The sequence below is a fragment of the Bacillus sp. JNUCC-22 genome (assembly GCF_018861275.1).
GTDB classification, from domain to species: Bacteria; Bacillota; Bacilli; order Bacillales; family Bacillaceae; genus Bacillus; species Bacillus velezensis.
In genome coordinates, this window is the sequence record NZ_CP076408.1 from 2,959,638 (window position 1) to 2,980,924 (window position 21,287).

Here is a 21,287-nt window from a genome sequence, read left to right on the forward strand (position 1 = left end):
TAAGGGAATTACTATAACACAGAAAAAAAGGAGCTGCCAATCCGGCCGCCCCCCTTTATGTTATTACAATGATGCTTTCAGTATCGCAAGCACATCTTCTTTCTGCAGTGACTTGAACTGTCCGAATGCTCCGTTTGCCATCGCTTTATCTGCAATCGTATCCAGCTTCTCATCAGAAATATCGTAATCAGCGAGTCTGTTCGGAGCGCCGAGGCTCGTCCAGAATTCAGACAGCCTGCTGATTCCTTCAAGTGCGATCTCTTCATCTGATTTGCCTGTCTCGTCAATATCGAAAACACGGACGGCAAGCTGTTTAAAGCGGGCCGGATTTTCTTTGAGCACATGTCTCATCCAGTTCGGGAACAGAATCGCTAAACCTCCGGCGTGCGGTATATCGTATACCGCTGATACCGCATGCTCGATGTTGTGTGTGGCCCAATCCCCTCTTGCGCCCATTGACAGCATTCCGTTTAATGCGATCGTGCCTGTATATAAAATCGTCTCACGAAGCTCGTAGTTCTCCAGATCATTGATCAGCTTCGGCGCTGTTTCAATCACCGTGCGCAAAAGCGATTCACACATCCGGTCCTGATACGGCGTGTTTGACGTGTGGTGGAAATATTGTTCAAACACATGGCTCATCATATCGACCATGCCGTAAATGGTGTGGTCTTTCGGAACGGTAAATGTGTTTACCGGATCGAGAATAGAGAATTTAGGGTAAACGAGCGGGCTCCCCCATCCGTATTTCTCTTGTGTCTCCCAGTTTGTGATGACTGATCCGGAGTTCATCTCTGAACCGGTTGCCGCAAGGGTCAGCACTGTTCCGAACGGCAGCGCTTCTTTCGGCTGGTGTTTTTTCGTGACGATATCCCACGCGTCGCCGTCATATTTAGCGCCCGCCGCGATGGCTTTCGTGCAGTCAATGACACTTCCGCCGCCGACGGCCAATAAGAAATCGATGCTGTTTTCTTTACAGAGCGCAACACCCTTGTTCACCGTTGAGACACGCGGATTCGGCTCTACGCCTGCCAATTCATGTACGGTAACTCCTGCTTTTTTCAGCAGTTCGGTTACTTGATCATAAAGACCGCTGCGCTTAATGCTGCCGCCCCCGTATACGAGCAGTACGTTCTTTCCGTACGGCTTGATTTCTTCAGGAAGTTTTTCGACCTCTCCCTTTCCGAAAATCAATTTGGTCGGATTCCAATATGTAAAGTTTTGCATGACATCTCCTCCTTTGGATTTATATTATGCAGAAAGATGACATTCAATGTAAAGCAATCCGCTTTTTTGACGGCACATCACACGGTTTACAGGCAGCGGCTTCGCGGGAAAGGCACTTGTACAGCTTGAGACAGTGTGTAATTTACACAGCGGAGAATGTAGTATGCATAGATTCTTTGCTTTGTCACAATCTATAACTGTTTCACGAATTCATAGAGGAGGTTGTTTACATGAGTGTTATTCAGCGTATCTGTCTCGTATTAACGATTATCGGCGCTATTAACTGGGGACTGATCGGATTTTTCCAATTTGATTTAGTAGCAGCCATCTTCGGCGGCCAAGGATCAGCTCTGTCGCGGATTATTTACGGTCTTGTCGGCATCGCCGGTCTGATCAATCTCGGCCTGCTGTTTAAGCCGAACGAAGAAACATCCCGCGAGGAAGCGGCAAATCCGGAAGTCAGATAAACAAACATAAAAAAAGCACCGAACATACATATCCGGTGCTTTTTTTGATGATTATTTTTTGATAAGGTCTTTGCGGTTGGACTGTTCAATCCACTCTTCAAGCTTATCTTTCAATGTGTTGAAACCTTGCGGAGCAGATGTTTCTTCAGAAGCTTGAGCCGCTTTCGGTTTTCTTGGTTTGCTTTCTTTTCTTTCAGGCGCCGCTTGAGTCGCACGGATAGAAAGGCTGATTTTGCCTTTTTCTTCGTCAACCGCAAGTACTTTTACTTGTACTTCGTCACCGATTGAAAGGTGCTCGTTAATGTCTTTTACGAAACCGTGAGTGACTTCAGAAATGTGAACAAGTCCTTGAGTTTCTTCATCTAATGCAACAAACGCACCATACGCTTGTAATCCTGTTACTTTACCAGTGTAAACACTGCCCACTTCAAATTTTGCTGCCATTCATAACAACTCCTAAGTTAAATTAAATACAGATTATACGCAATTTAAAATTATATCATACAAGTTTGTTTTTCGCAAAGAGAACTTTTTTACATGATCATGTTTAAGCACAGAAAAATGGGGGTATACTATGATTACGAAGGCTTTCTAGTATTCCCCCCCTTTTATTTGGATGCGAACCGGGTTCGTATCTTTTTTTATGCCCTTTTTTCAACAAACCGTTTGATTCTGACGAGCGCTTCCTGAATCTGCTCAATGGATGTCGCATAGGAACATCTGATGTAGCCTTCGCCGCTCGGGCCGAATACATTCCCCGGAACGACGGCTACTTTTTCTTCAATGAGCAGCTGTTCCGCGAATTCTTCTGAACTCATGCCGGTCGACTGAATGGAAGGAAAGGCGTAAAATGCTCCGCCGGGGTGGTGGCAGCCGAGTCCGATTTCGTTCAATGTCTCCACAATCAGGTTTCGGCGTCTCCGATAGCTTTTCTTCATTCTTTCGACGTCTTCCTGGCCGTTTTTCAGCCCTTCAAGCGCCGCGTATTGCGCCATGGAAGGCGCGCACATCATCGCGTGCTGATGAATTTTGAGCATCGCATCCCTGATTACGGGAGGCGCCGCCGTAAATCCGAGTCTCCATCCCGTCATGGCAAATGCTTTGGAGAAGCCGGAAATGAGAACCGTGCGTTCCTTCATGCCGCGGATGGCCCCCATGCTCGTGAATGGCTCATCATACGTCAGCTCGGCATAAATTTCATCGGCAAGCACGATCAAGTCGTGTTTTTCAGCGAAAGCAGCGATAGATTCAAGCTCTTCTTTCGAATAGACGGAACCTGTCGGATTTGACGGCGAGCATAGAAGCAGCGCTTTTGTCTTGTCCGTCAGGGCCGCTTCAAAATCGGCTGGGGATGCTTTGAAACCTTTTGCAGCGACAGTCTGAATCGGCACCGGCTCCGCCCCCGTCAGGGTCACGAGTGATTCATATGCGACAAAACACGGTTCGGGAATTAACATTTCCTCTCCAGGATTCATAATGGCGCGGACAGCGAGATCAAGCGCCTGGCTTGCCCCTACAGTAACGATCAGTTCACTGTCAGGCGAATAACTCAGGCCGAACCGCTGATCTAAGTAGCGGCTGATTTCTTCTCTCAGTTCATAAAGACCCGCATTTGCCGTATAAGCCGTATAACCCTGTTCTAAAGAAAGAATACTCGCTTCCCTCACGTTCCAGGCCGTCACAAAGTCAGGCTCTCCTACTCCTAGTGAAATGACGCCTTCCATCGTAGCGGCCAGATCAAAGAACTTGCGGATGCCTGACGGTTTAATCTGCTGCACGTAGTCAGATAAATAAGAAGTCTTCGTTTCCATTTACGGAGACACCACGATTCTTTTGTCATCGTCTCCGCTTTCAAAGACTTTGCCGTCATGCTTATATTTTTTCAGGATGAAGTGCGTTGTCGTGGAAACGACAGACTCAAGGGTGGACAATTTTTCAGACACGAAGCTTGCCACGTCTGACATCGTGTTGCCGCGAATAACGACAGATAAGTCATACACCCCTGACATCAGGTACACTGATTCAACTTCCTGGAATCTGTATATCCGCTCAGCGACTTCATCAAAGCCGACATTTCGTTTCGGAGTGACTTTTACGTCAATCATCGCCGTGACGCCTTCCAAACCGTCGACTTTGCGCCAGTCGATCATCGCCGCATAATCAATGATGACTTTTTCCTTTTCAAGCTTTTCAATGATGCTTTTAACTTCTTCAGCGGGAATGTTTGCCATTTTCGCAATCGTTTCCGCCTCAACGCGGCTGTTTTCGTCTAAAATTTCTAATATTTCTGTTTCTTTTTCGGTCAGCTTCATACGTTTCACACCTTTGCATTATCAAAAATCTTCATGACATTATATCACGATTTTCGACAAATGCTAAGAAAAACCCGAAAGAAACCAGAGCTAAAATCTGACAATCAAAAAAGCCTCTACATTACAACAAAGAAAGGACGGCGAAGGCTCTCATGGAAGCTGTTTCACCGATTAAACGGGCTGCGATAGACGGAGTTGAGCTGTATTACGAGCATTATGAAAATCCCGGCAGACAGACACTCGTCTGCGTACACGGTTTTTTATCTTCGGCATTCAGCTTCAGAAAACTGATCCCGCTGCTCAGAAACCATTATGATATTATCGCCGTTGACCTGCCTCCTTTCGGGCAATCGGAAAAGTCACGGACTTTCGTATATACTTACGCAAACCTCGCCAAGCTTCTGATCGGACTTCTGGAAAAGCTCGGTATCAGCCGGGCCGCACTCATCGGCCATTCAATGGGCGGCCAGATTTCCTTATCCGCGTCTCTTCTCAGACCCGAGCTTTTTTCTAAAATCGTCCTGCTGTGCAGCTCGGGGTATTTAAAGCGCTCGCACCCGTCGATTATATTCGGGACGCATCTCCCTTGTTTTGACCTGTATCTTAAGTATTGGCTTTCAAAAGACGGCGTGCTGAACAACCTGTTAAATGTCGTTCACGACCGGACGCTTATCGATCAGGAAATGATTGACGGTTACGAAAAACCATTTACAGACCGCCAGATTTTCAAAGCGATGACAAGGTTTATCAGACATAGGGAGGGCGATTTAGAGCCCGAGGATTTGAAGAAAGTGCAAAACCCCGCTCTTTTAATCTGGGGAGAAGAAGACCGTGTCGTTCCGGTCTCAGTCGGAAAACGGCTTCATGACGACCTGCCGGATTCCATTCTGTATTCACTCAAGGATACGGGGCACCTCGTACCCGAAGAGCGCCCGGAGTTTGTTTCGGAGCGGATTTTTGAATTTATTCAATAAAAAAACCGGCGGAACCGCCGGTTTTTAAGGGGTGCAGGAGCTGCTTTCTTTTATGAACAGAAGCTGCTCAGCGGCCTTTTGGCATCCTTCGATCGGAAGCTTTTGCTCAAATGAAGCTTCAAAGATATCCTGAATGGCTGCTGCCAGCTTGTCGGCACGGTCTTCACTGTAGACGGCCTGAACGATGTCGACGGCTTCTGTCTCATAAAAATCTTCTCCATATTTAAACGGGTCCCACTTGGCAATGATTTTCATCATTTCCATGACCGCTTGGCTTTCTTCCATTTTCATCACCGCTTATAATAAAGTTTGCAATTCTATTTTATCATAGATACGCTGTGCAAAATAATGATACTACAGGAGTGACATACATGAACTTTGATCTTCGAGAAAACCGTCTTGGCACACAATCGGTGAAATGGGACAAGGCGGAAGCGTTATTCGGCGTATCGGATGCGCTTCCGATGTGGGTTGCCGATATGGATTTCCGCGCTCCCGAAGCGGTCACTGACGCCTTAAAAGCCCGCCTTGACCACGGCATATTCGGTTATACGTCTCCTGACGAAAACACAAGAGAAGCCGTCGCTTCATGGCTTGAGACGCGGCACGGCTACCGGCCCGATCCCGCAAGCATCGCGTTCAGTCCCGGTGTTGTCACGGCAATCAGCATGGCCGTACAAGCCTTTACCGAACCGGGCGATCCGGTGTTGATTCAATCACCTGTGTATACGCCTTTTTATCAGATGATCAAGGAAAACAAACGGCAGGTTTTACATAACCCATTACGGGAAGAAAACGGCGTCTACTGCATGGATTTTGAGGATCTTGAGAAAAAGCTGAGCGATTCTGAGGTCAAGCTGATGATTCTTTGTAATCCCCACAATCCGTCCGGCAGAGCGTGGAGCCGGGATGAGCTTATGAAGCTCGGATCGCTGTGCGCCGCCCATAACGTCACCGTCGTTTCTGACGAGATACATTCCGACTTGATGCTGTACGGAAAGCCGCATACGCCTTTCGCTTCTCTGTCTGAGGAGTTTGCGCGGATTTCCGTTACTTGTGTCGCGCCGAGCAAGACGTTTAATATTGCCGGCATTCAGGCATCCGCCATTATCATTCCCGATCGGTATAAGCGGGCGAAATTCTCCGCCGCATTGCATCAGAACGGAATTTCCAGCCTCAACACATTTGCGGTTGCAGCAATCGAAGCGGCCTATACAAAGGGAGGCCCTTGGCTTGACGCGCTGATTCCTTACATTGAAGGGAATATGAAATTGGCTGAGGACTTTTTAAGAAAAGAATTGCCGAAAGTCCGCATGATGAAGCCTGACGCTTCCTATTTGATCTGGATGGATTTCAGCGAATACGGATTTTCGGATGCCGAGCTCAAAGAAAGAATGCTCAAAAAAGGGAAAATCATATTAGAGCCGGGAACAAAATACGGACCGGGCGGCGAAGGATTTATGAGACTTAATGTCGGCTGTTCAGCCGCCGCCGTAAAAGAAGGGCTTGAGAGAATGAAAGCAGCGCTCGCTTAGCAGCGGAAAGAACGCCTTTATCAGATGAGATAAGGGCGTTCGCTTTAGAGAAATATATACTTTTTTTTCCGGTAAAGATGTTATAATAGATTCATATTTACATAGGAAAGGATTTCGCATAAATGGAGATTGTAAAGGATTACCTGCTTCACTTCTCTTTTATTTTATTCCCTATTTTTCTTTATCAAGTCTTCTGGCTCAGCAAGCCCGATTTGCTTGTGCCGAGAGCGAACCGCCTGCTGGTCGCCGTATTTGCAGCGTCATCTTCCTTATTATGTACGGCTTTTCCCATCCAGGAGCTTCATTCCGTCCGTTACGGTTTGCAGCTGATTCCCATTATCGTCTGCCTGCTTTATTCCGGTACCGCCGCAGGACTTGCCGCAGGGGCGGCATCCGTTTTTTTTCAGCTCATATGGTTTGAACCTTCCGCTCTTTTTTTCTTATCCTTAATTCCTTTTTTAATCATCATCCCTATCCAGCTCCAAACGAAATGGCCTTTTTTTTCAAAGCGGAAGAAACTGCTTTTCGCTCTTCTCATCGGCTGCACTGAAACCGCCTTATTAACCGCATCTGTCTTCATCTATTCCGCGACCAATATTTTCAATTTTCAAAATCTATCTTCCGTTTATTATGAGGCGGCAGTATCTGTTTTTTTTCAAGTCAGCGCCCTTTTGCTGTGCATTTATTTGATTGAGATCATTGATGAGAATGCGTCCATGCGGGCAAGGCTGATTCACTCAGAAAAAATGGCCGTCGTCAGCGAGCTTGCGGCAAGCGTCGCCCATGAAGTCCGCAATCCGCTTACGGTCGTCAGAGGTTTTGTGCAGCTGCTGTTCAGCGGCGAGCAGCTTCAGGACAAATCCCACTCCGGATATCAGAAACTTGTGCTGTCCGAACTCGACCGGGCTCAGACGATCATTACGAATTATCTCGATATGGCGAAGCAGGATGACTATGAAAAAGAAAAGTTTGATATTTCTCTGCTCGTAAAGGAAACAGGTTCCTTAATGGAGTCTTATGCCAATTTTAAATCGGTGACCGTGACTGTTCAAAGCGAGCCTGATTTATATGTGTTCGGCGATGTAAAAAAACTAAAACAAGCCTTCATTAATCTGATTAAAAACAGTATTGAAGCTGTGCCCTCTGAAAACGGCCGAATCGAGGTCTCCGTCCAAAAACAGGAAGAGATAATTCTCATTCAGATTACGGATAACGGAATCGGCATGTCCGATGAAGAACTGCAGAAACTCGGCAAGCCATATTATACGCTGAAAACGAACGGCACCGGGCTCGGGCTTACCGTGACATTCTCGATTATTCAGCATCATGAAGGCTCCGTCTGTTTCACCAGCGGCGAGCACTCGGGCACAACAGCCTCAGTCAGGCTTCCGGCAGCTGTTCACTAGCCAACCGCGTTGATCTTTTATAGAATAACTAGAGAGAGGTGAACGCTATGAATACGTTTGAAATCGGCACAATCGTAAAAGGGTTTTATAAAACAGGAGCATACATAGGGGAAGTGACAGACGTCAGGCCCAATCACTATTTAGTGAAAATTAAAGCCGTTCTGACGCATCCCGCTCAAGGAGATCTTCATCATCCGAAGCAGGCGGATGTTCCGTTTTTTCATGAAAGAAGAGCGCTTGCATTCGGGGAACAGACAAACATACCGCATCAGATGGTCAAACCGTTTGATGGCGAGATGCCTGATTATACGGCTTCCTTACAAGCGGCGTCTGCCCGGCTGAAAGATCAGCTTACAGCGGACGGCTCAGAATGGGCGGAACGTTCGCTCGACAACTTGGCCGCGTTAGAGCGTGACTATTTTAAAAGAACTTGACCCAGTCGGCATGATTGGGTTTTTTTATGTGGCCCGGCGAAACAGTTCAGTCAGATCGACGCGATCACCGATCGTCGGAGGTTTCGGTTTTTCAAGATATTGTTTATCCCGCTCGACAAGCTTGAATAATTTGTATGTCGTCCGCGCATCATCCAGCGCTTTATGATGCGTGCCCGTCCCTTTATCGCCATACTCTTCTGCCGCTTTCCAAAGGCCGGTCAATGTTCTGTCGCCGAAGAAGTTTTTGTATTCAAGGGACAGATCCCGAAGTTCTCCTTTGAACGGAAAAGGGATGTGGTTAAACATGCAATTTTGCTTTAACACTTTCATATCCATATTGCCCCAGGTGACGATCGTACAGTTTTTATCAGGATCAAGCTCATTTAATTTGCGGATGAATTCATTAAACGTGATTCCGCCGTCCACGTCTTTTTGGGTGATATTCAGAAAGGTTTTGCATCGTTTCGTCAGCTTCGGAAATTTTTTCGGTTTGATATAACTCGAAAACGTTTCAGTCACTTCATCATTCACCGTCTTGACAATCCCCGCTTCAATAATCTCGGGAAAGAAATTTTGCGGGCTGTATTTTCCGTCAGGCATTGTAAATTCAAAATCAATAATGAGCAGACTGCGCTGATCCACTTTTTTTACACCTGCCTTTCCTCCGATCAAAAATGATATTTTATGATAGTATATCAGTTTCCCCTCTGAAACTTTCTTGATTTTCTAAAAATAATGAATTTTCCTATATCCGCATCGAAAATACAAATACCGGATTCATTCCTATATACTAATGATTAGATACACGAAAAGTAAAGAAGGTGATGTTATTTCTGTCCGTAAGAAGAACTTCGTCGTCATTTGGATTACAAATTTCTTTATTTCCGCCAGCATGACCATGATTGTTCCGTTTCTTTCGTTATATATCGAAACGATCAGCCCCCATTCGGGCGGGTATGTGCAGAGATGGAGCGGGTATGTGTTCGGCGTCACGTTTTTAATGGCGTTTGTGATTTCCCCGTTTTGGGGAAGATTCGGCGATAAGCGCGGCTACAAAAAAATTCTCTTGATTACAGGAACCGGCATTGCCGTCAGCATTTTATTGATGGGGTTTGTGACATCCGTTTATCAGCTGTTTGTCCTGCGGCTGCTTATGGGTCTAGTAACAGGCTTTGTTCCGACATCGCTTGCCATGATTTCGGCGCAGACGCCGAAAGAGACTGCCGGGAAGACGCTCGGCACGCTGCAGATGGGTCAGGTGTCAGGCACTTTATTCGGACCGATGCTGGGCGGGCTGCTCGCTGACAGCTTCGGGTTTACGTACACATTTTTTATTACGTCTTTTGTCATTTTCGCATCTGTGCTTCTCGTTTTATTTCAGGTCAATGAGCAGCCGCTCGGCGAGAAACAAAACAAGCGGAAAACCTATTCCAGAAAACAGGTGCTCTCTTATATTTTTCACCAGCCCGCGCTTTGGGCGATGATGGTGCTTACTATGATCGTGCAGACCGGCAATTTCAGCATCCAGCCGCTGCTCGCTTTATATGTCAATGAGCTGCACGGACCTGTTAATTTAGCCTTTTTCTCCGGAATGGCGTTTTCAGCGACCGGACTCGGAAGCTTACTGCTTGCCCGGAAATGGGGGGACTTCGGCGACCGCTTCGGCCACAGCCGGATTTTAATCGTGCTTTTGATTGCCTCAGCGGTGTTTTTCATTCCGCAGGCGCTCGCCTCCTCCCTCTCCATTCTGTTAGTCTTCAGATTTCTGTTCGGCATGGTCATGGGCGGCACGCTCCCCTGCATTACGGCCGCAATCCGCGTCAGGGCGCCGGGCAGCATCCAGGGAGAGGTGCTCGGCTATAACGTCAGCTTTCGTTTTCTCGGAAATGTGCTCGGCCCTCTGCTCGGAGGTGCGGTCTCGAGCGGTTTTTCCATTTCGGCTGCTTTCTACGTCACCGCCTTTCTCTTTTTAATAGGCGCGGGGCTCTTATGGATGGCGGGACATCTGCAAAAGGATACAGCGTCAAATGCGGGCTGACCGGCAGCGATCACGATTTCTTCTAAATTTAACCTTCTCGTATTCTTAAAAGAATGATACGATATGGCTAGAAATCAGGAGAAAAGAGAGTGACCATGGTACGTAAAATAATCGGATGGATTTTGCTGCTCGGCATTATCCCGTTGTGTGCATTTACAGTTATTGCTTCCGGCAAAGAGGTAAAACAAATCAAGCCTTTTGATCAGGTGCTCGATAAACATATTGATTTAAAAGCGATCAACCTGGTTCAAAACAGTTACATGTATGACAGGGACGGAAGCCTTGTTTCTGAGATTGTCAGCGATCATGAGAACCGCGTGATCGTGCCCTTTAATAAAATACCGAATGAGGTAAAACAACTGTTTTTAACCTCTGAAGACCGTCATTTTTATGAGCATAAAGGGTTTGACTTTATGGGGATGGTCAGGGCGGCCGCCTCCAATTTCAAAGATCATAAAATTGATCAGGGCGCCAGCACCATCACCCAGCAGCTGGCAAGGAATGTGTATTTAAGCCACGAACGCACCTTCAGCCGAAAACTGACGGAGCTTGCCTATTCCTATCAGCTTGAGAAAAAATACAGCAAAGATGAGATTTTAGAAGGCTACTTAAATACGATTTATTTTAATAACGGCGTATACGGTGTCGGTTCGGCGGCACAATTTTATTTCAGCAAGCCGCTGAAATCTCTCACTTTGGGAGAAATGGCCTTTATCTGCGCCATCCCTAATAACCCTACATTATATGATCCTCTCAAGCATTTTGATTATACGAAAAAACGACAAGTCAGATTGCTTAACGGATTAAAAAAAGCAGGCGTTATATCCGGGAAACAGCTGAAAAAAGCCGAAAAGGAAAAGATCAAGCTTGATATAAACGAAAAAACAAATAAATATCCTGACTATGTTTCCTATGTAAATGATGAATTCACACAGCTTGTTTCATCATCCGAAGGCTATGACAAACGTCTTGAAAAAGCTTCCGGAAAGGCGAAACAAAAAATACAGAGTGAGCTTTCAGACAGAGTCAGCACTTTGTTAAAAGACGGCGTGAAAATTTATACGGCGCTGAATCCGTATATGCAAAACCAGGTCGTCGCCCAAGTGAATCAAAATCTGCCGTATGCAGGCGTCCAAGGCGGAGCGGCCGTGATTAATCATCAGACACATCAGATTATCGCGCTTTCAGGCGGGAAAGATTACCATAAATATGATTTCAACCGTGCCTATCAGGCATACAGGCAGCCCGGTTCATCCATTAAGCCGCTGCTTGATTACGGACCTTACATTGAAAAGACCGGCGCAACGCCACACAGCAAGATTGACGCAAGCAAATTCTGCAGTGCGGATTACTGTCCGCAAAACTACAATAACCGCACGTACGGTACGGTCACGCTGGAAACGGCGTTTAAATACTCGTACAACACACCGGCCATCAGAATCATGGACCGCGTCGGCGTCAATAAGGCGTTCAGCTACCTTGAACCGTTTCATTTCGCGAAGCTGGTCAGCGCGGACTACCGTCTGCCTGCGGCGCTGGGCGGTTTTACAAACGGCATGACGCCGCTTGAAATGACCAATGCGTACACCACGTTCGGCAACAACGGCGTTTATACGCCGAGTCACGCGATTACGAAAGTGACTGATTTAAAAGGAAAAACGATATTAAAATGGAAAGATGAGCCGACGCAGGTATTCAGCGTGCGGACCAACATGCAGATCAAAGAAATGATGAAAGCCGTCGTCAAAAGCGGTACAGGAAAAAAAGCGAACTTTAAAGCTCCGTACGTCGGCGGAAAATCAGGAACGTCAAATGACTATCACGATATGTGGTTTGTCGGTCTGACGGACGCTTATACGATGGGGGTATGGGTCGGCAAGGATACACCGTCAAGCGTCGAATATCTTCATGACGCAAGCCCTCAGCTTTCGATCTGGAAAAACACGCTGCAGGCAGCTTATTAAAGATAACGGAGGGGATCCGCTTTGAAACCAGCTCAGCTTCCGGATCGCGTGCTTTTGTTTGACGGCGTCTGCAACTTATGCAACGGCGCCGTTCAATTCATCATTAAACGCGATCCGGCCGGCAAAATCTCATTTGCATCATTGCAATCAGATACCGCCCGGGAGCTTTTGGCATCAGAAGGACTTCCGACAGAACAATTTGACAGCATGATTTTTATCGAAAACGGGCGGATATACAAAAAATCCGCAGCCGTGTTAAAGGTTTCCCGTCATCTCCGCGGAGCCTGGCGGCTGTCAGCGGTTTTTTTCGCAGTGCCCCGCCCCCTCAGGGACAGAGCCTATTCTTTCATCGCCCGGCGCCGCTACAAATGGTTCGGAAAAAGGGAAGCATGCATGCTCCCCTCCCCTGAGATCAAAAACAGATTTCTGTCTTAACAAAAATGGCTAGCTTACACAGGTAAGCTAGCCATTATGCTATTATAAAGCTTGATAAAGATGTACAAAATACCGATAACAAAAGTAAACCAAAACAGAATCTCAAGCAATATAAAACCGATCAGCGAAACGATCGAGAGTGTCGAATAGATTCTGTACACCATGAAAATCAAATAAACGAGCGTAACAACGGCAAATAACGCCGCAATCCAAAAACCATTCTGCACGAGCGCAAAGGAAAGAATTCCTCCGCCTACATAAATTAAAGAGCCTAATCTGATTTTTTTCAGATTGTCCCCTTCAGGGTCATTTGTGAAAAACAAAAGAGACAGCTCTGTCACTGTGTTTGCAATCAGCTTCAAAGCCGAAAAAAGCATAAAATACACAAGGGCGAACGCTGCAAAAAGCGCCAGTCTGATCCCTTTCTCAGAGAAATAATCCAGCATCCCCTGATACATGCCGAGCGTCTGAAGTATCTTCATGACATAAAGCGAGGTAGAAATGGATAATGACGAACTAAAAAGCAGAATCGCAACGAGCGGAAAATAACCCGTCCAATAAGTATTTTTCATATAAAAAGTCCCTTTCTGTAATCTACCTCACTTATTATGGAGGACTTAAAACACATTGACAAGATAAAAAATACCATTTTTCCTCACTTTTACGAAATAAGGGCCTGATCTTCACAAACCGGCTTTTTCGGAGTAAAGTAGAACGCGGGAATGATAAACGTAAGGAAGGCTGTTATGAAAAAAACATTAAAATTGCAAACCCGATTAACGATATTCGTCTGTATTGTCGTCCTTATCGCACTTTGTATCACCTTTTTCACGATCAGCGTCCAAACAGCAGACCGCGTGAAAGAAGAAGAACGGACGACCGCGCTGCGCACCGCAAAGCTGGTCGCGGAAACACCGAGTGTCGCGCAGGCATTGCAAACAAGAAAAGGGCTGAAAGAGCTCCGGGATTATACATTAGACGTCCAGCATACGACAGGGACCGAATTTGTCGTGGTGATGGATATGAACAGCATCCGCCTCACCCACCCCGACGCAAATAAAATCGGGAAGAAATTCACCGGCGGAGATGAACAGCCGGCGATGCACGGGCATATCAAAACGAGCACATCAGCGGGAACTCTCGGAAAATCCATGAGAGCCTTCGTACCGATCTATGGAAAAGATAAAAAACAAGTGGGCGTCGTTTCGGTAGGAATTTCGCTTAACAAAATACAGGATGTCGTCAGCCACAGTTTGAGACCGCTTTATTTCATCATCTGCGTAAGTATTTTTGTCGGCGTCATCGGAGCCGTCATTGTCGCCCGCACCGTCAAAAACATTATGTACGGTCTTGAGCCTTATGAAATCGCCACCCTCCTGGAAGAGCGGAGCGCCATGCTCGAATCAACGAAGGAAGGCATTCTGGCGGTTGACGCGCGGGGAAAAATAAAGCTCGCCAATGCAGAGGCGAAACGGCTTTTTATTAAAATGGGTATTCCGACTAATCCGGTCGATCAAGATGTGAACGATATTCTCCCGAAAAGCCGGCTGAAACAAGTGATTGAAACGAAAAAACCGCTTCAGGACAGGGATATCCGCATTAACGGGCTTGAGCTGGTCTTTAATGAGGTTCCGATTCATCTGAAAGGACAAACCGTCGGAGCGATCGCCACGTTCAGGGACAAAACGGAGGTCAAACATTTAGCAGAACAGCTGTCCGGTGTTAAAATGTATGCAAACGCATTAAGAGCCCAGTCTCATGAATTCATGAATAAGCTTCATGTCATTTTAGGGCTTGTCCAATTAAAAGAATACGATGATCTCGGCACTTACATTAAAGACATTGCCATTCAGCAGAAGACGGAAACAAGCGAGATTATAAGTGATGTCAAAAGTCCGGTTCTCGCAGGGTTTCTTCTAGGAAAACAAAGCTACATACGCGAACAGGGCGCTGATCTGGACATTCAGCTCGGCAGCCTGATCCCGAATGCGGCAGATCCGGCCGTCATCCATGAGCTCATTACGATTATCGGAAACCTGTTAAACAACGCGCTCGATGCGGTGGCGCAGATGCCGAAAAAAAACATTACGTGCTCGATGCGGTTTCAGGATCGCCAGCTTGATATAGAGATTACGGACACGGGAGCCGGAATGTCTGCAGCAGACCAAGCCCGTATTTTTGAACAAGGTTATTCCACGAAAGGGACAAACCGGGGGTTCGGCCTCTATTTCACCCAGCAGGCAACAGAAAATTTAAAAGGCCATATGATTGTGACAAGTGAAAAGAATGAAGGAACGACTTTCAGTCTTCGCATTCCGTATGAACCGAAGGAGGAAAATGATGATTAATGTACTTATAGTTGAAGACGACCCCATGGTGGGTGAATTAAATAAGCGCTATCTCAGCCAGATTGAAGGATTTCAGCTGAAAGGGATCGCATCATCCTTTCAAAGCGCGCTGCACGTGCTGAGCGAGCATCATATCGATCTCATCCTTCTTGACATTTACATGCCAGGAAAAAACGGGCTTGAGCTTTTAACGGAAATCCGCAAGCAGAATGAATCGGTTGATGTCATCGTCATTTCGGCCGCAAGCGAGCTGGACGTCATCAAAAAAACGCTTCGGTACGGCGCCGTCGATTATTTAATCAAACCATTTGAATTCGACCGCTTTCAAACCGCTCTTTCCGACTACAGACGCAAGCAGAAAGTTTATCAATCACACAGAAGCATGACACAGAAAGAATTGGATGCCGAGCTTTTTCAAAAGAAAGAAGCGGCGGAAAAGGTTCACCTTCCGAAGGGATTGACAAAAAGCACGCTTAAACTCATCTGGGCGAGCATTGAGTCTTTCGGCGACAGTTCTTTTACTACGGAAGATCTCGCCAAGCATACTGAAATCTCACAAGTCTCCATTCGGAAGTACCTTAAATTTCTGGAAGACATTCAAGTGCTGAATGTAGAGATGGCGTACGGCACAATCGGAAGGCCCGTCTTTCAATACCATATCAACACAGGCAATGTCAGCAGCATCAAACAATATTTATAATGTCAAAAAGCGCCGTTCCGCTGTGAACGGTGCTTTTTTACTGTCATATCCCGTGACAAAAGGCTTGAGATTCCTTTTTTGTATGCTATATAAGGATAATGACCTGGCTGATCCTCCTCTGTTTTATCCAGATGAGGAAGCCGATTCATAAAATTGATATTTTTTAAAAAATAAGCAAATTTCTATTTATTTATGGCGGGTAAAATGATAAATTATGATTGGTTAGCAGATCTTTTCAGGTAAGTCATAAGTCCCGAACCCGGAAGAGACAGCCGCTCAAGCCGGGAAAAAGAGAGACGTCTCATCGTTATTATCAGAAAGTTTTTTCGATTCTGCATCCGGTACGGGGACTCAAGTCTGAATTGAACGGCACAGCCATATTTTACAGGGGGGTTATATCTTTGAAAAAACGCAAAATCGGAATGGCGATGGCGCTCATCGCGGCGGCCGGAACCATATTAAGCGCATGCGGTTCAAGTGACAAAGCAAACGGCTCCGGCAGCAAAAACTTTACCGTCGGCATGGTAACGGATATCGGCGGTGTCGATGACAAATCATTTAACCAGTCCGCCTGGGAAGGCATCCAGGCATTCGGAAAAGACAACGGGCTTACAAAAGGCAAAAGCGGTTTTGACTACCTTCAATCAAAATCAGATGCAGATTATACAACGAACTTAAATAAATTAGCGCGGGAGCACTTTGACCTGATTTACGGCGTCGGGTATCTGATGCAGGATTCCATCAGCGAAATCGCCGATCAGCGCAAAGACACAAATTTTGCGATCATTGACGCCGTTGTCAAAAAAGACAACGTGGCGAGCCTTACATTTAAAGAGCAGGAAGGTTCATTCCTCGTGGGAGCGGCCGCTGCGCTATCGAGCAAAACGGGAAAAGTCGGATTCGTGGGCGGAATGGAGTCTGAATTGATCAAAAAATTCGAAATCGGCTTCCGCGCGGGTGTACAAGCCGCAAATCCGAAAGCGACCGTCGAAGTGAAATATGCGGGCGGATTTGACAAAGCTGATGTCGGCAAGGCGACGGCTGAAAGCATGTACAAATCAGGCGTTGACGTCATTTATCACGCGGCCGGCGCAACGGGAACGGGCGTCTTCACAGAAGCGAAAAATCTGAAAAAAGAAGATCCGAAGCGGAACGTATGGGTTATCGGTGTTGATAAAGACCAGTACGAGGAAGGTCAAGTCAAAGGCACAAAAGACAATGTCACTCTCACATCAATGGTCAAAAAAGTGGATACAGCCGTAGAGGACTTAACGAAAAAAGCGAGTGACGGGAAATTCCCGGGCGGCAAAACATTAACATACGGTTTGGCGCAAGATGCAGTCGGCATCTCGGATCACAAGGAGAACCTTTCTGACGATGTCATCAAAGCAACAGACGATTGGAAGAAGAAAATCGCGGACGGACTCGAGATCCCTTCAACTGAAAAAGAATTGAAATCCTTCAAGGCTGAGTAAGAATCAGGGGATAAGGAGACTTCCGTCTTATCCCCTCTCTTTTATGAAAAGAGCGGTGAAGGAAAAGCTGCATCTCTTGCAGCTTTTCTTTTGCCAAGCTCTTTCTCATCAAAGTATCTCTGAAAAGGAGCGTCAAATCGGTGGATTATATCATTGAAATGCTTAATATACGCAAGGAGTTTCCCGGAATCGTCGCCAATGATGACGTCACGCTTCAAGTGAAAAAAGGCGAAATACACGCCCTTCTCGGTGAAAACGGCGCCGGAAAATCGACACTCATGAACGTTTTATTCGGCCTGTATCAGCCGGAAAAAGGCGAGATCCGGGTGCGGGGCGAACTTGTTCACATCAACAGCCCGAACAAAGCCAACGATCTCGGCATCGGGATGGTGCACCAGCATTTTATGCTTGTGGATACCTTTACCGTCTCAGAAAATATCATTCTCGGAAAAGAGCCGAAAACATTCGGCCGAATTGACAGACAGCGCGCCGACCGGGACGTGCGCGATATTTCCGACCGTTACGGCCTGCACATTGATCCTGAAGCCAAAGTTGCCGATATTTCCGTCGGTATGCAGCAGCGGGCGGAAATATTAAAGACCCTCTACCGGGGCGCCGACATTCTCATTTTTGACGAGCCGACCGCGGTGCTGACTCCGCACGAAATTCAAGAACTGATTCAGATTATGAAAAATCTTGTCAATGAAGGAAAATCGATTATCCTCATCACCCACAAATTAAAAGAAATTATGGAAGTCTGCGACCGTGTCACCATTATCCGGAAAGGAAAAGGCATTACAACACTCGATGTCGCACATACGGATCAAGATGAACTGGCAAGCCTTATGGTCGGACGCGAAGTGTCATTCAAGACGGATAAAAAGCCGGCCGATCCGAAACAAGAAGTGCTTTCGCTTTCTGATGTAACGGTGAAGGACGCGCGCGGCGTTGAGGCGGTCAAACAGCTCTCCCTCTCAGTCAGAGCCGGTGAAATCGTCGGCATTGCGGGCGTTGACGGAAACGGCCAGTCTGAATTAATTGAAGCCATTACAGGTCTCAGAAAAACAAATGCCGGCACGATCACGTTAAACGGCAAACAGCTGCAAAACATGCCGCCCAGGAAAGTCACTGAAGCCGGCATCGGGCATATTCCGCAGGACCGGCATAAACACGGGCTCGTCCTTGATTTTCCGATCGGAGAAAATATCGTGCTGCAAAGTTATTATCAAAAGCCCTACTCTTCTTTCGGCATATTAAATAAACACACGATTTATGACAAAGCGCGAAGCCTGATTGAAGAATACGATGTCAGAACACCTGATGAATATACGCCTGCGCGCGCTCTCTCCGGGGGGAATCAGCAAAAGGCCATTATCGGCCGGGAAGTGGACAGAAATCCGGATCTTTTAATTGCGGCCCAGCCGACGCGGGGACTCGATGTCGGCGCGATTGAATTCGTCCATAAAAAGCTCATTGAGCAGCGTGATGCCGGTAAAGCGGTGCTTCTGTTATCTTTTGAACTTGATGAAATAATGAATCTCAGCGATCGCATCGCCGTCATCTTTGAAGGCAGCATCATCGCAAACGTCAATCCGCTTGAAACAAACGAGCAGGAGCTCGGGCTTTTAATGGCGGGTAGTAAGCAAATGGAGGCGGGGAAAACACATGATTAATCGACTTTCTCATCTGGCTGTGCCGCTGATTGCGATCATCCTTGGGTTAGCTGCAGGTGCGGTCATCATGCTCGCCAGCGGCTACAATGTCGTAAGCGGGTATTCGGCTCTTTGGGGCGGCATTTTCGGTGAAGTGTATTACATCGGGGAATCGATCCGGCAGATTACGCCATATATTTTGTCCGGATTGGCCGTGGCATTCGCATTTCGGACCGGCCTGTTTAATATCGGGGTTGAAGGACAGCTCCTTGTCGGCTGGACCGCCGCGGTGTGGGTCGGCGCTTCCTTTGACGCCCCCGCTTACATCCACCTTCCGCTTTCGTTATTGGCGGCTGCGGCTGCGGGCGGCATTTGGGGCCTGATTCCCGGATTTTTAAAAGCCCGTTTTTTTGTCCACGAAGTGATTGTCACGATCATGATGAATTATATCGCTCTTCATTTAACCAATTATCTCATTTCCGATGTCATGACGGACCACCGGGACAAAACAGACAAAATTCATGAAAGCGCGTCGCTCCGCTCGCCGTTTTTAGAGCAGCTGACAGATTACTCCCGCCTTCACTGGGGCATTCTGATCGCTCTGTTTGCGGCAGTCCTCATGTGGTTTATCATTCATAAAACAAAAAGCGGATTTGAATTCCGGGCTGTCGGCTTTAACCAGCACGCCGCGCAATACGCCGGAATGAGCGTCAGAAAAAATATGATGTACGCCATGATGATTTCCGGCGCCTTCGCAGGGCTTGCCGGCGCGATGGAAGGACTCGGAACCTTTCAATACGCGGCGGTTAAGGGCGCCTTTACCGGCGTCGGCTTCGACGGCATTGCGGTTGCGCTTCTCGGCGGCAGCACGGCAATCGGCGTGGTTCTGGCGGCATGTCTTCTCGGCGGCCTTAAAGTCGGGGCATTAAATATGCCGATTGAATCCGGGGTGCCTTCTGAAGTTGTTGACATCGTCATCGCCATTATTATTTTGTTTGTGGCATCAAGCTACGCCATCCGTCTCATCCTTGATAAATTGAAGAAAAAGGGGGCGAAGTAAGTGGACTTCCTGCAGATTTTATCCATTATTGTCCCGGCAACACTCGTATATGCGGCTCCGCTTATTTTAACTGCTCTCGGCGGTGTGTTTTCTGAAAGATCTGGAGTTGTCAACATCGGTCTTGAAGGACTGATGATTATCGGCGCCTTTACAAGCGTCATGTTCAACTTATTTTTCGGACGCGAGCTTGGCGCCGCCGCTCCGTGGCTCGCCTTGGCTGCGGCTATGATTGCCGGCGGACTGTTCTCACTGATCCACGCGGCCGCCGCGGTTTCTTTCCGCGCCGATCAGACGGTAACCGGTGTGGCGATCAATATGCTCGCGTTAGGAACGACACTGTTTATCGTCAAGCTAATCTACGGAAAGGCGCAGACTGATAAAATCCCGGAGCCCTTTTACAAAACGAACATTCCCGGATTAAGCGATATTCCGGTTTTAGGAAAGATTTTCTTTTCCGACGTATATTATACGTCGATTTTAGCCATCGTACTGGCCTTTGTTTCCTGGTTTATTTTATTCAAAACGCCGTTCGGCCTCCGCATCCGTTCTGTCGGGGAACATCCGATGGCGGCCGATACGATGGGAATCAACGTGTTCGGCATGCGCTATATCGGCGTCATGATCAGCGGACTGTTCGGCGGGCTCGGCGGCGGTGTGTATGCTTCCACGATCGCACTTGATTTCACGCACTCCACCATCTCCGGGCAAGGCTTTATCGCTCTCGCCGCGCTGGTTTTCGGCAAATGGCATCCGATCGGCGCGCTCGGGGCTGCGCTGTTCTTCGGGTTTGCACAGAGTTTGAGCATTATCGGCTCGCTTTTGCCCCTGTTCAAAGACATTCCGAATGTATACATGCTGATGGCTCCTTACATTCTGACCATTCTCGCGCTTGCCGGCTTCATCGGCCGCGCGGATGCGCCTAAGGCCAACGGCATCCCTTACATTAAAGGAAAACGCTGATTGCCACAAAAAAGAGTTCCGCACCCTGTGCCGGAACTCTTTTCATCTATATACGATTCTGATATACTCACGCGGCTGAAACGGTGTTTGCATTGATTCAGCCGCACTCAGCTTGTCTTCCGCGTATTCCGCACCGAGAAAAAAACGCTCCCAATTATCTGTCTCCGTCTGCTGCCGCGTTTTGCAGAAATCGTCTGCTATGAATGTTCCTGCGATAATAGAACAAAATATTCCAATACAGGCCGCCGCCTTTCTCTTCATCTGATCAGCTCCTTCTTTAAAAGCTTGATCTGAAAGATA

General features: G+C 47.2%; 22 protein-coding genes. 14 read left to right on the top strand and 8 right to left on the bottom strand.

Annotated features, from left to right (window positions below; translation table 11 throughout):
* Window positions 1-63 precede the first annotated feature (63 nt).
* Window positions 64-1,227, bottom strand: a complete 1,164-nt coding sequence (locus JNUCC22_RS14400) for an iron-containing alcohol dehydrogenase (RefSeq protein ID WP_108654983.1) — start codon at window positions 1,225-1,227, stop codon at window positions 64-66.
* A gap of 230 nt (window positions 1,228-1,457) precedes the next feature.
* Here JNUCC22_RS14400 and JNUCC22_RS14405 point away from each other — a divergent pair, with 230 nt between their 5' ends.
* Window positions 1,458-1,694 (top strand): DUF378 domain-containing protein, encoded by a 237-nt coding sequence (locus tag JNUCC22_RS14405; protein WP_003152104.1) that lies wholly within the window; start codon window positions 1,458-1,460, stop codon window positions 1,692-1,694.
* A gap of 51 nt (window positions 1,695-1,745) precedes the next feature.
* On the opposite strand, the gene yugI is transcribed toward JNUCC22_RS14405, so the two are convergent.
* From yugI to JNUCC22_RS14420, 3 genes are all read right to left on the bottom strand, one after another.
* On the bottom strand, window positions 1,746-2,138 hold the full coding sequence (gene yugI / locus JNUCC22_RS14410) for a S1 domain-containing post-transcriptional regulator GSP13 (protein WP_007408653.1): 393 nt from the start codon (window positions 2,136-2,138) through the stop codon (window positions 1,746-1,748).
* Between the two features lie 197 nt (window positions 2,139-2,335).
* A complete protein-coding gene (locus JNUCC22_RS14415; RefSeq protein WP_108654982.1) occupies window positions 2,336-3,505 on the bottom strand; it encodes an aminotransferase in 1,170 nt (389 codons plus the stop codon).
* Window positions 3,506-4,006 (bottom strand): Lrp/AsnC family transcriptional regulator, encoded by a 501-nt coding sequence (locus tag JNUCC22_RS14420; protein ID WP_108654981.1) that lies wholly within the window; start codon window positions 4,004-4,006, stop codon window positions 3,506-3,508.
* A gap of 152 nt (window positions 4,007-4,158) precedes the next feature.
* Here JNUCC22_RS14420 and JNUCC22_RS14425 point away from each other — a divergent pair, with 152 nt between their 5' ends.
* The gene (locus JNUCC22_RS14425; RefSeq protein WP_007408654.1) at window positions 4,159-4,980 is read left to right on the top strand and encodes an alpha/beta fold hydrolase; all 822 of its coding nucleotides are present in this window, start codon (window positions 4,159-4,161) and stop codon (window positions 4,978-4,980) included.
* Window positions 4,981-5,004: 24 nt separating this feature from the next.
* On the opposite strand, the gene JNUCC22_RS14430 is transcribed toward JNUCC22_RS14425, so the two are convergent.
* Complete coding sequence (locus JNUCC22_RS14430) at window positions 5,005-5,265, bottom strand: DUF1871 family protein (RefSeq protein WP_003152094.1); 261 nt, start codon at window positions 5,263-5,265, stop codon at window positions 5,005-5,007.
* 86 nt (window positions 5,266-5,351) lie between these two features.
* Here JNUCC22_RS14430 and JNUCC22_RS14435 point away from each other — a divergent pair, with 86 nt between their 5' ends.
* The 3 genes from JNUCC22_RS14435 (at window position 5,352) to JNUCC22_RS14445 (ending at window position 8,355) form a co-directional block, all read left to right on the top strand.
* Entirely contained in the window at window positions 5,352-6,515 is a 1,164-nt protein-coding gene (locus JNUCC22_RS14435; RefSeq protein ID WP_007613397.1) for a MalY/PatB family protein, read from the top strand.
* A 122-nt stretch (window positions 6,516-6,637) separates the two neighbouring features.
* Window positions 6,638-7,921, top strand: coding sequence for a sensor histidine kinase (locus tag JNUCC22_RS14440; protein ID WP_072589510.1), 1,284 nt, complete (start codon window positions 6,638-6,640; stop codon window positions 7,919-7,921).
* A 47-nt stretch (window positions 7,922-7,968) separates the two neighbouring features.
* Window positions 7,969-8,355 (top strand): kinase-associated lipoprotein KapB, encoded by a 387-nt coding sequence (locus JNUCC22_RS14445; RefSeq protein ID WP_108654980.1) that lies wholly within the window; start codon window positions 7,969-7,971, stop codon window positions 8,353-8,355.
* 24 nt (window positions 8,356-8,379) lie between these two features.
* On the opposite strand, the gene kapD is transcribed toward JNUCC22_RS14445, so the two are convergent.
* The gene (kapD, locus tag JNUCC22_RS14450) at window positions 8,380-8,997 is read right to left on the bottom strand and encodes a 3'-5' exonuclease KapD (RefSeq protein WP_003152084.1); all 618 of its coding nucleotides are present in this window, start codon (window positions 8,995-8,997) and stop codon (window positions 8,380-8,382) included.
* Window positions 8,998-9,148: 151 nt separating this feature from the next.
* On the opposite strand from kapD, the gene JNUCC22_RS14455 reads away from it, so the two are divergent.
* From JNUCC22_RS14455 to JNUCC22_RS14465, 3 genes are all read left to right on the top strand, one after another.
* Window positions 9,149-10,393 carry a multidrug efflux MFS transporter gene (locus JNUCC22_RS14455; RefSeq protein ID WP_007408659.1) on the top strand — a complete coding sequence of 415 codons (1,245 nt, stop codon included), beginning with the start codon at window positions 9,149-9,151 and terminating at the stop codon, window positions 10,391-10,393.
* Between the two features lie 89 nt (window positions 10,394-10,482).
* Window positions 10,483-12,357 (top strand): transglycosylase domain-containing protein, encoded by a 1,875-nt coding sequence (locus tag JNUCC22_RS14460; RefSeq protein WP_012118304.1) that lies wholly within the window; start codon window positions 10,483-10,485, stop codon window positions 12,355-12,357.
* A 21-nt stretch (window positions 12,358-12,378) separates the two neighbouring features.
* Window positions 12,379-12,792, top strand: coding sequence for a thiol-disulfide oxidoreductase DCC family protein (locus tag JNUCC22_RS14465; RefSeq protein ID WP_007408661.1), 414 nt, complete (start codon window positions 12,379-12,381; stop codon window positions 12,790-12,792).
* Window positions 12,793-12,806: 14 nt separating this feature from the next.
* Here the strand turns inward: JNUCC22_RS14465 and JNUCC22_RS14470 are convergent, their stop codons facing one another.
* The gene (locus JNUCC22_RS14470) at window positions 12,807-13,364 is read right to left on the bottom strand and encodes a YufK family protein (protein ID WP_007408662.1); all 558 of its coding nucleotides are present in this window, start codon (window positions 13,362-13,364) and stop codon (window positions 12,807-12,809) included.
* A gap of 174 nt (window positions 13,365-13,538) precedes the next feature.
* Here JNUCC22_RS14470 and malK point away from each other — a divergent pair, with 174 nt between their 5' ends.
* From malK to nupQ, 6 genes are all read left to right on the top strand, one after another.
* Window positions 13,539-15,140, top strand: coding sequence for a malate sensor histidine kinase MalK (malK, locus tag JNUCC22_RS14475; RefSeq protein ID WP_029326022.1), 1,602 nt, complete (start codon window positions 13,539-13,541; stop codon window positions 15,138-15,140).
* A complete protein-coding gene (locus JNUCC22_RS14480; protein ID WP_029326021.1) occupies window positions 15,133-15,840 on the top strand; it encodes a response regulator in 708 nt (235 codons plus the stop codon). Before malK ends, JNUCC22_RS14480 begins: the two co-directional genes overlap by 8 nt.
* A 401-nt stretch (window positions 15,841-16,241) precedes the next feature.
* Window positions 16,242-17,315 (top strand): BMP family lipoprotein, encoded by a 1,074-nt coding sequence (locus JNUCC22_RS14485; RefSeq protein WP_216061837.1) that lies wholly within the window; start codon window positions 16,242-16,244, stop codon window positions 17,313-17,315.
* Window positions 17,316-17,455: 140 nt separating this feature from the next.
* The gene (locus JNUCC22_RS14490) at window positions 17,456-18,988 is read left to right on the top strand and encodes an ABC transporter ATP-binding protein (protein WP_216061838.1); all 1,533 of its coding nucleotides are present in this window, start codon (window positions 17,456-17,458) and stop codon (window positions 18,986-18,988) included.
* The gene (locus JNUCC22_RS14495; RefSeq protein WP_216061839.1) at window positions 18,981-20,027 is read left to right on the top strand and encodes an ABC transporter permease; all 1,047 of its coding nucleotides are present in this window, start codon (window positions 18,981-18,983) and stop codon (window positions 20,025-20,027) included. Before JNUCC22_RS14490 ends, JNUCC22_RS14495 begins: the two co-directional genes overlap by 8 nt.
* Window positions 20,028-20,987 (top strand): guanosine ABC transporter permease NupQ, encoded by a 960-nt coding sequence (nupQ, locus tag JNUCC22_RS14500; RefSeq protein WP_072589514.1) that lies wholly within the window; start codon window positions 20,028-20,030, stop codon window positions 20,985-20,987. It abuts the gene before it with no gap.
* Between the two features lie 42 nt (window positions 20,988-21,029).
* On the opposite strand, the gene JNUCC22_RS14505 is transcribed toward nupQ, so the two are convergent.
* A complete protein-coding gene (locus tag JNUCC22_RS14505; RefSeq protein WP_007613420.1) occupies window positions 21,030-21,248 on the bottom strand; it encodes a hypothetical protein in 219 nt (72 codons plus the stop codon).
* Window positions 21,249-21,287: the final 39 nt, after the last annotated feature.

What these genes read in the sequence shown, in the direction of transcription:
- JNUCC22_RS14495 (WP_216061839.1), top strand. Translation starts at nt 18,981, where the DNA reads ATGATTAATCGACTTTCTCATCTGGCTGTGCCGCTGATTGCGATCATC.
- JNUCC22_RS14480 (WP_029326021.1), top strand. Translation starts at nt 15,133, where the DNA reads ATGATTAATGTACTTATAGTTGAAGACGACCCCATGGTGGGTGAATTA.
- JNUCC22_RS14440 (WP_072589510.1), top strand. Translation starts at nt 6,638, where the DNA reads ATGGAGATTGTAAAGGATTACCTGCTTCACTTCTCTTTTATTTTATTC.
- malK (WP_029326022.1), top strand. Translation starts at nt 13,539, where the DNA reads ATGAAAAAAACATTAAAATTGCAAACCCGATTAACGATATTCGTCTGT.
- JNUCC22_RS14415 (WP_108654982.1), bottom strand. Translation starts at nt 3,505, where the DNA reads ATGGAAACGAAGACTTCTTATTTATCTGACTACGTGCAGCAGATTAAA.
- JNUCC22_RS14470 (WP_007408662.1), bottom strand. Translation starts at nt 13,364, where the DNA reads ATGAAAAATACTTATTGGACGGGTTATTTTCCGCTCGTTGCGATTCTG.
- JNUCC22_RS14430 (WP_003152094.1), bottom strand. Translation starts at nt 5,265, where the DNA reads ATGGAAGAAAGCCAAGCGGTCATGGAAATGATGAAAATCATTGCCAAG.
- JNUCC22_RS14455 (WP_007408659.1), top strand. Translation starts at nt 9,149, where the DNA reads ATGATTAGATACACGAAAAGTAAAGAAGGTGATGTTATTTCTGTCCGT.
- JNUCC22_RS14420 (WP_108654981.1), bottom strand. Translation starts at nt 4,006, where the DNA reads ATGAAGCTGACCGAAAAAGAAACAGAAATATTAGAAATTTTAGACGAA.
- JNUCC22_RS14435 (WP_007613397.1), top strand. Translation starts at nt 5,352, where the DNA reads ATGAACTTTGATCTTCGAGAAAACCGTCTTGGCACACAATCGGTGAAA.
- JNUCC22_RS14405 (WP_003152104.1), top strand. Translation starts at nt 1,458, where the DNA reads ATGAGTGTTATTCAGCGTATCTGTCTCGTATTAACGATTATCGGCGCT.
- JNUCC22_RS14400 (WP_108654983.1), bottom strand. Translation starts at nt 1,227, where the DNA reads ATGCAAAACTTTACATATTGGAATCCGACCAAATTGATTTTCGGAAAG.
- JNUCC22_RS14445 (WP_108654980.1), top strand. Translation starts at nt 7,969, where the DNA reads ATGAATACGTTTGAAATCGGCACAATCGTAAAAGGGTTTTATAAAACA.
- JNUCC22_RS14505 (WP_007613420.1), bottom strand. Translation starts at nt 21,248, where the DNA reads ATGAAGAGAAAGGCGGCGGCCTGTATTGGAATATTTTGTTCTATTATC.
- yugI (WP_007408653.1), bottom strand. Translation starts at nt 2,138, where the DNA reads ATGGCAGCAAAATTTGAAGTGGGCAGTGTTTACACTGGTAAAGTAACA.
- JNUCC22_RS14425 (WP_007408654.1), top strand. Translation starts at nt 4,159, where the DNA reads ATGGAAGCTGTTTCACCGATTAAACGGGCTGCGATAGACGGAGTTGAG.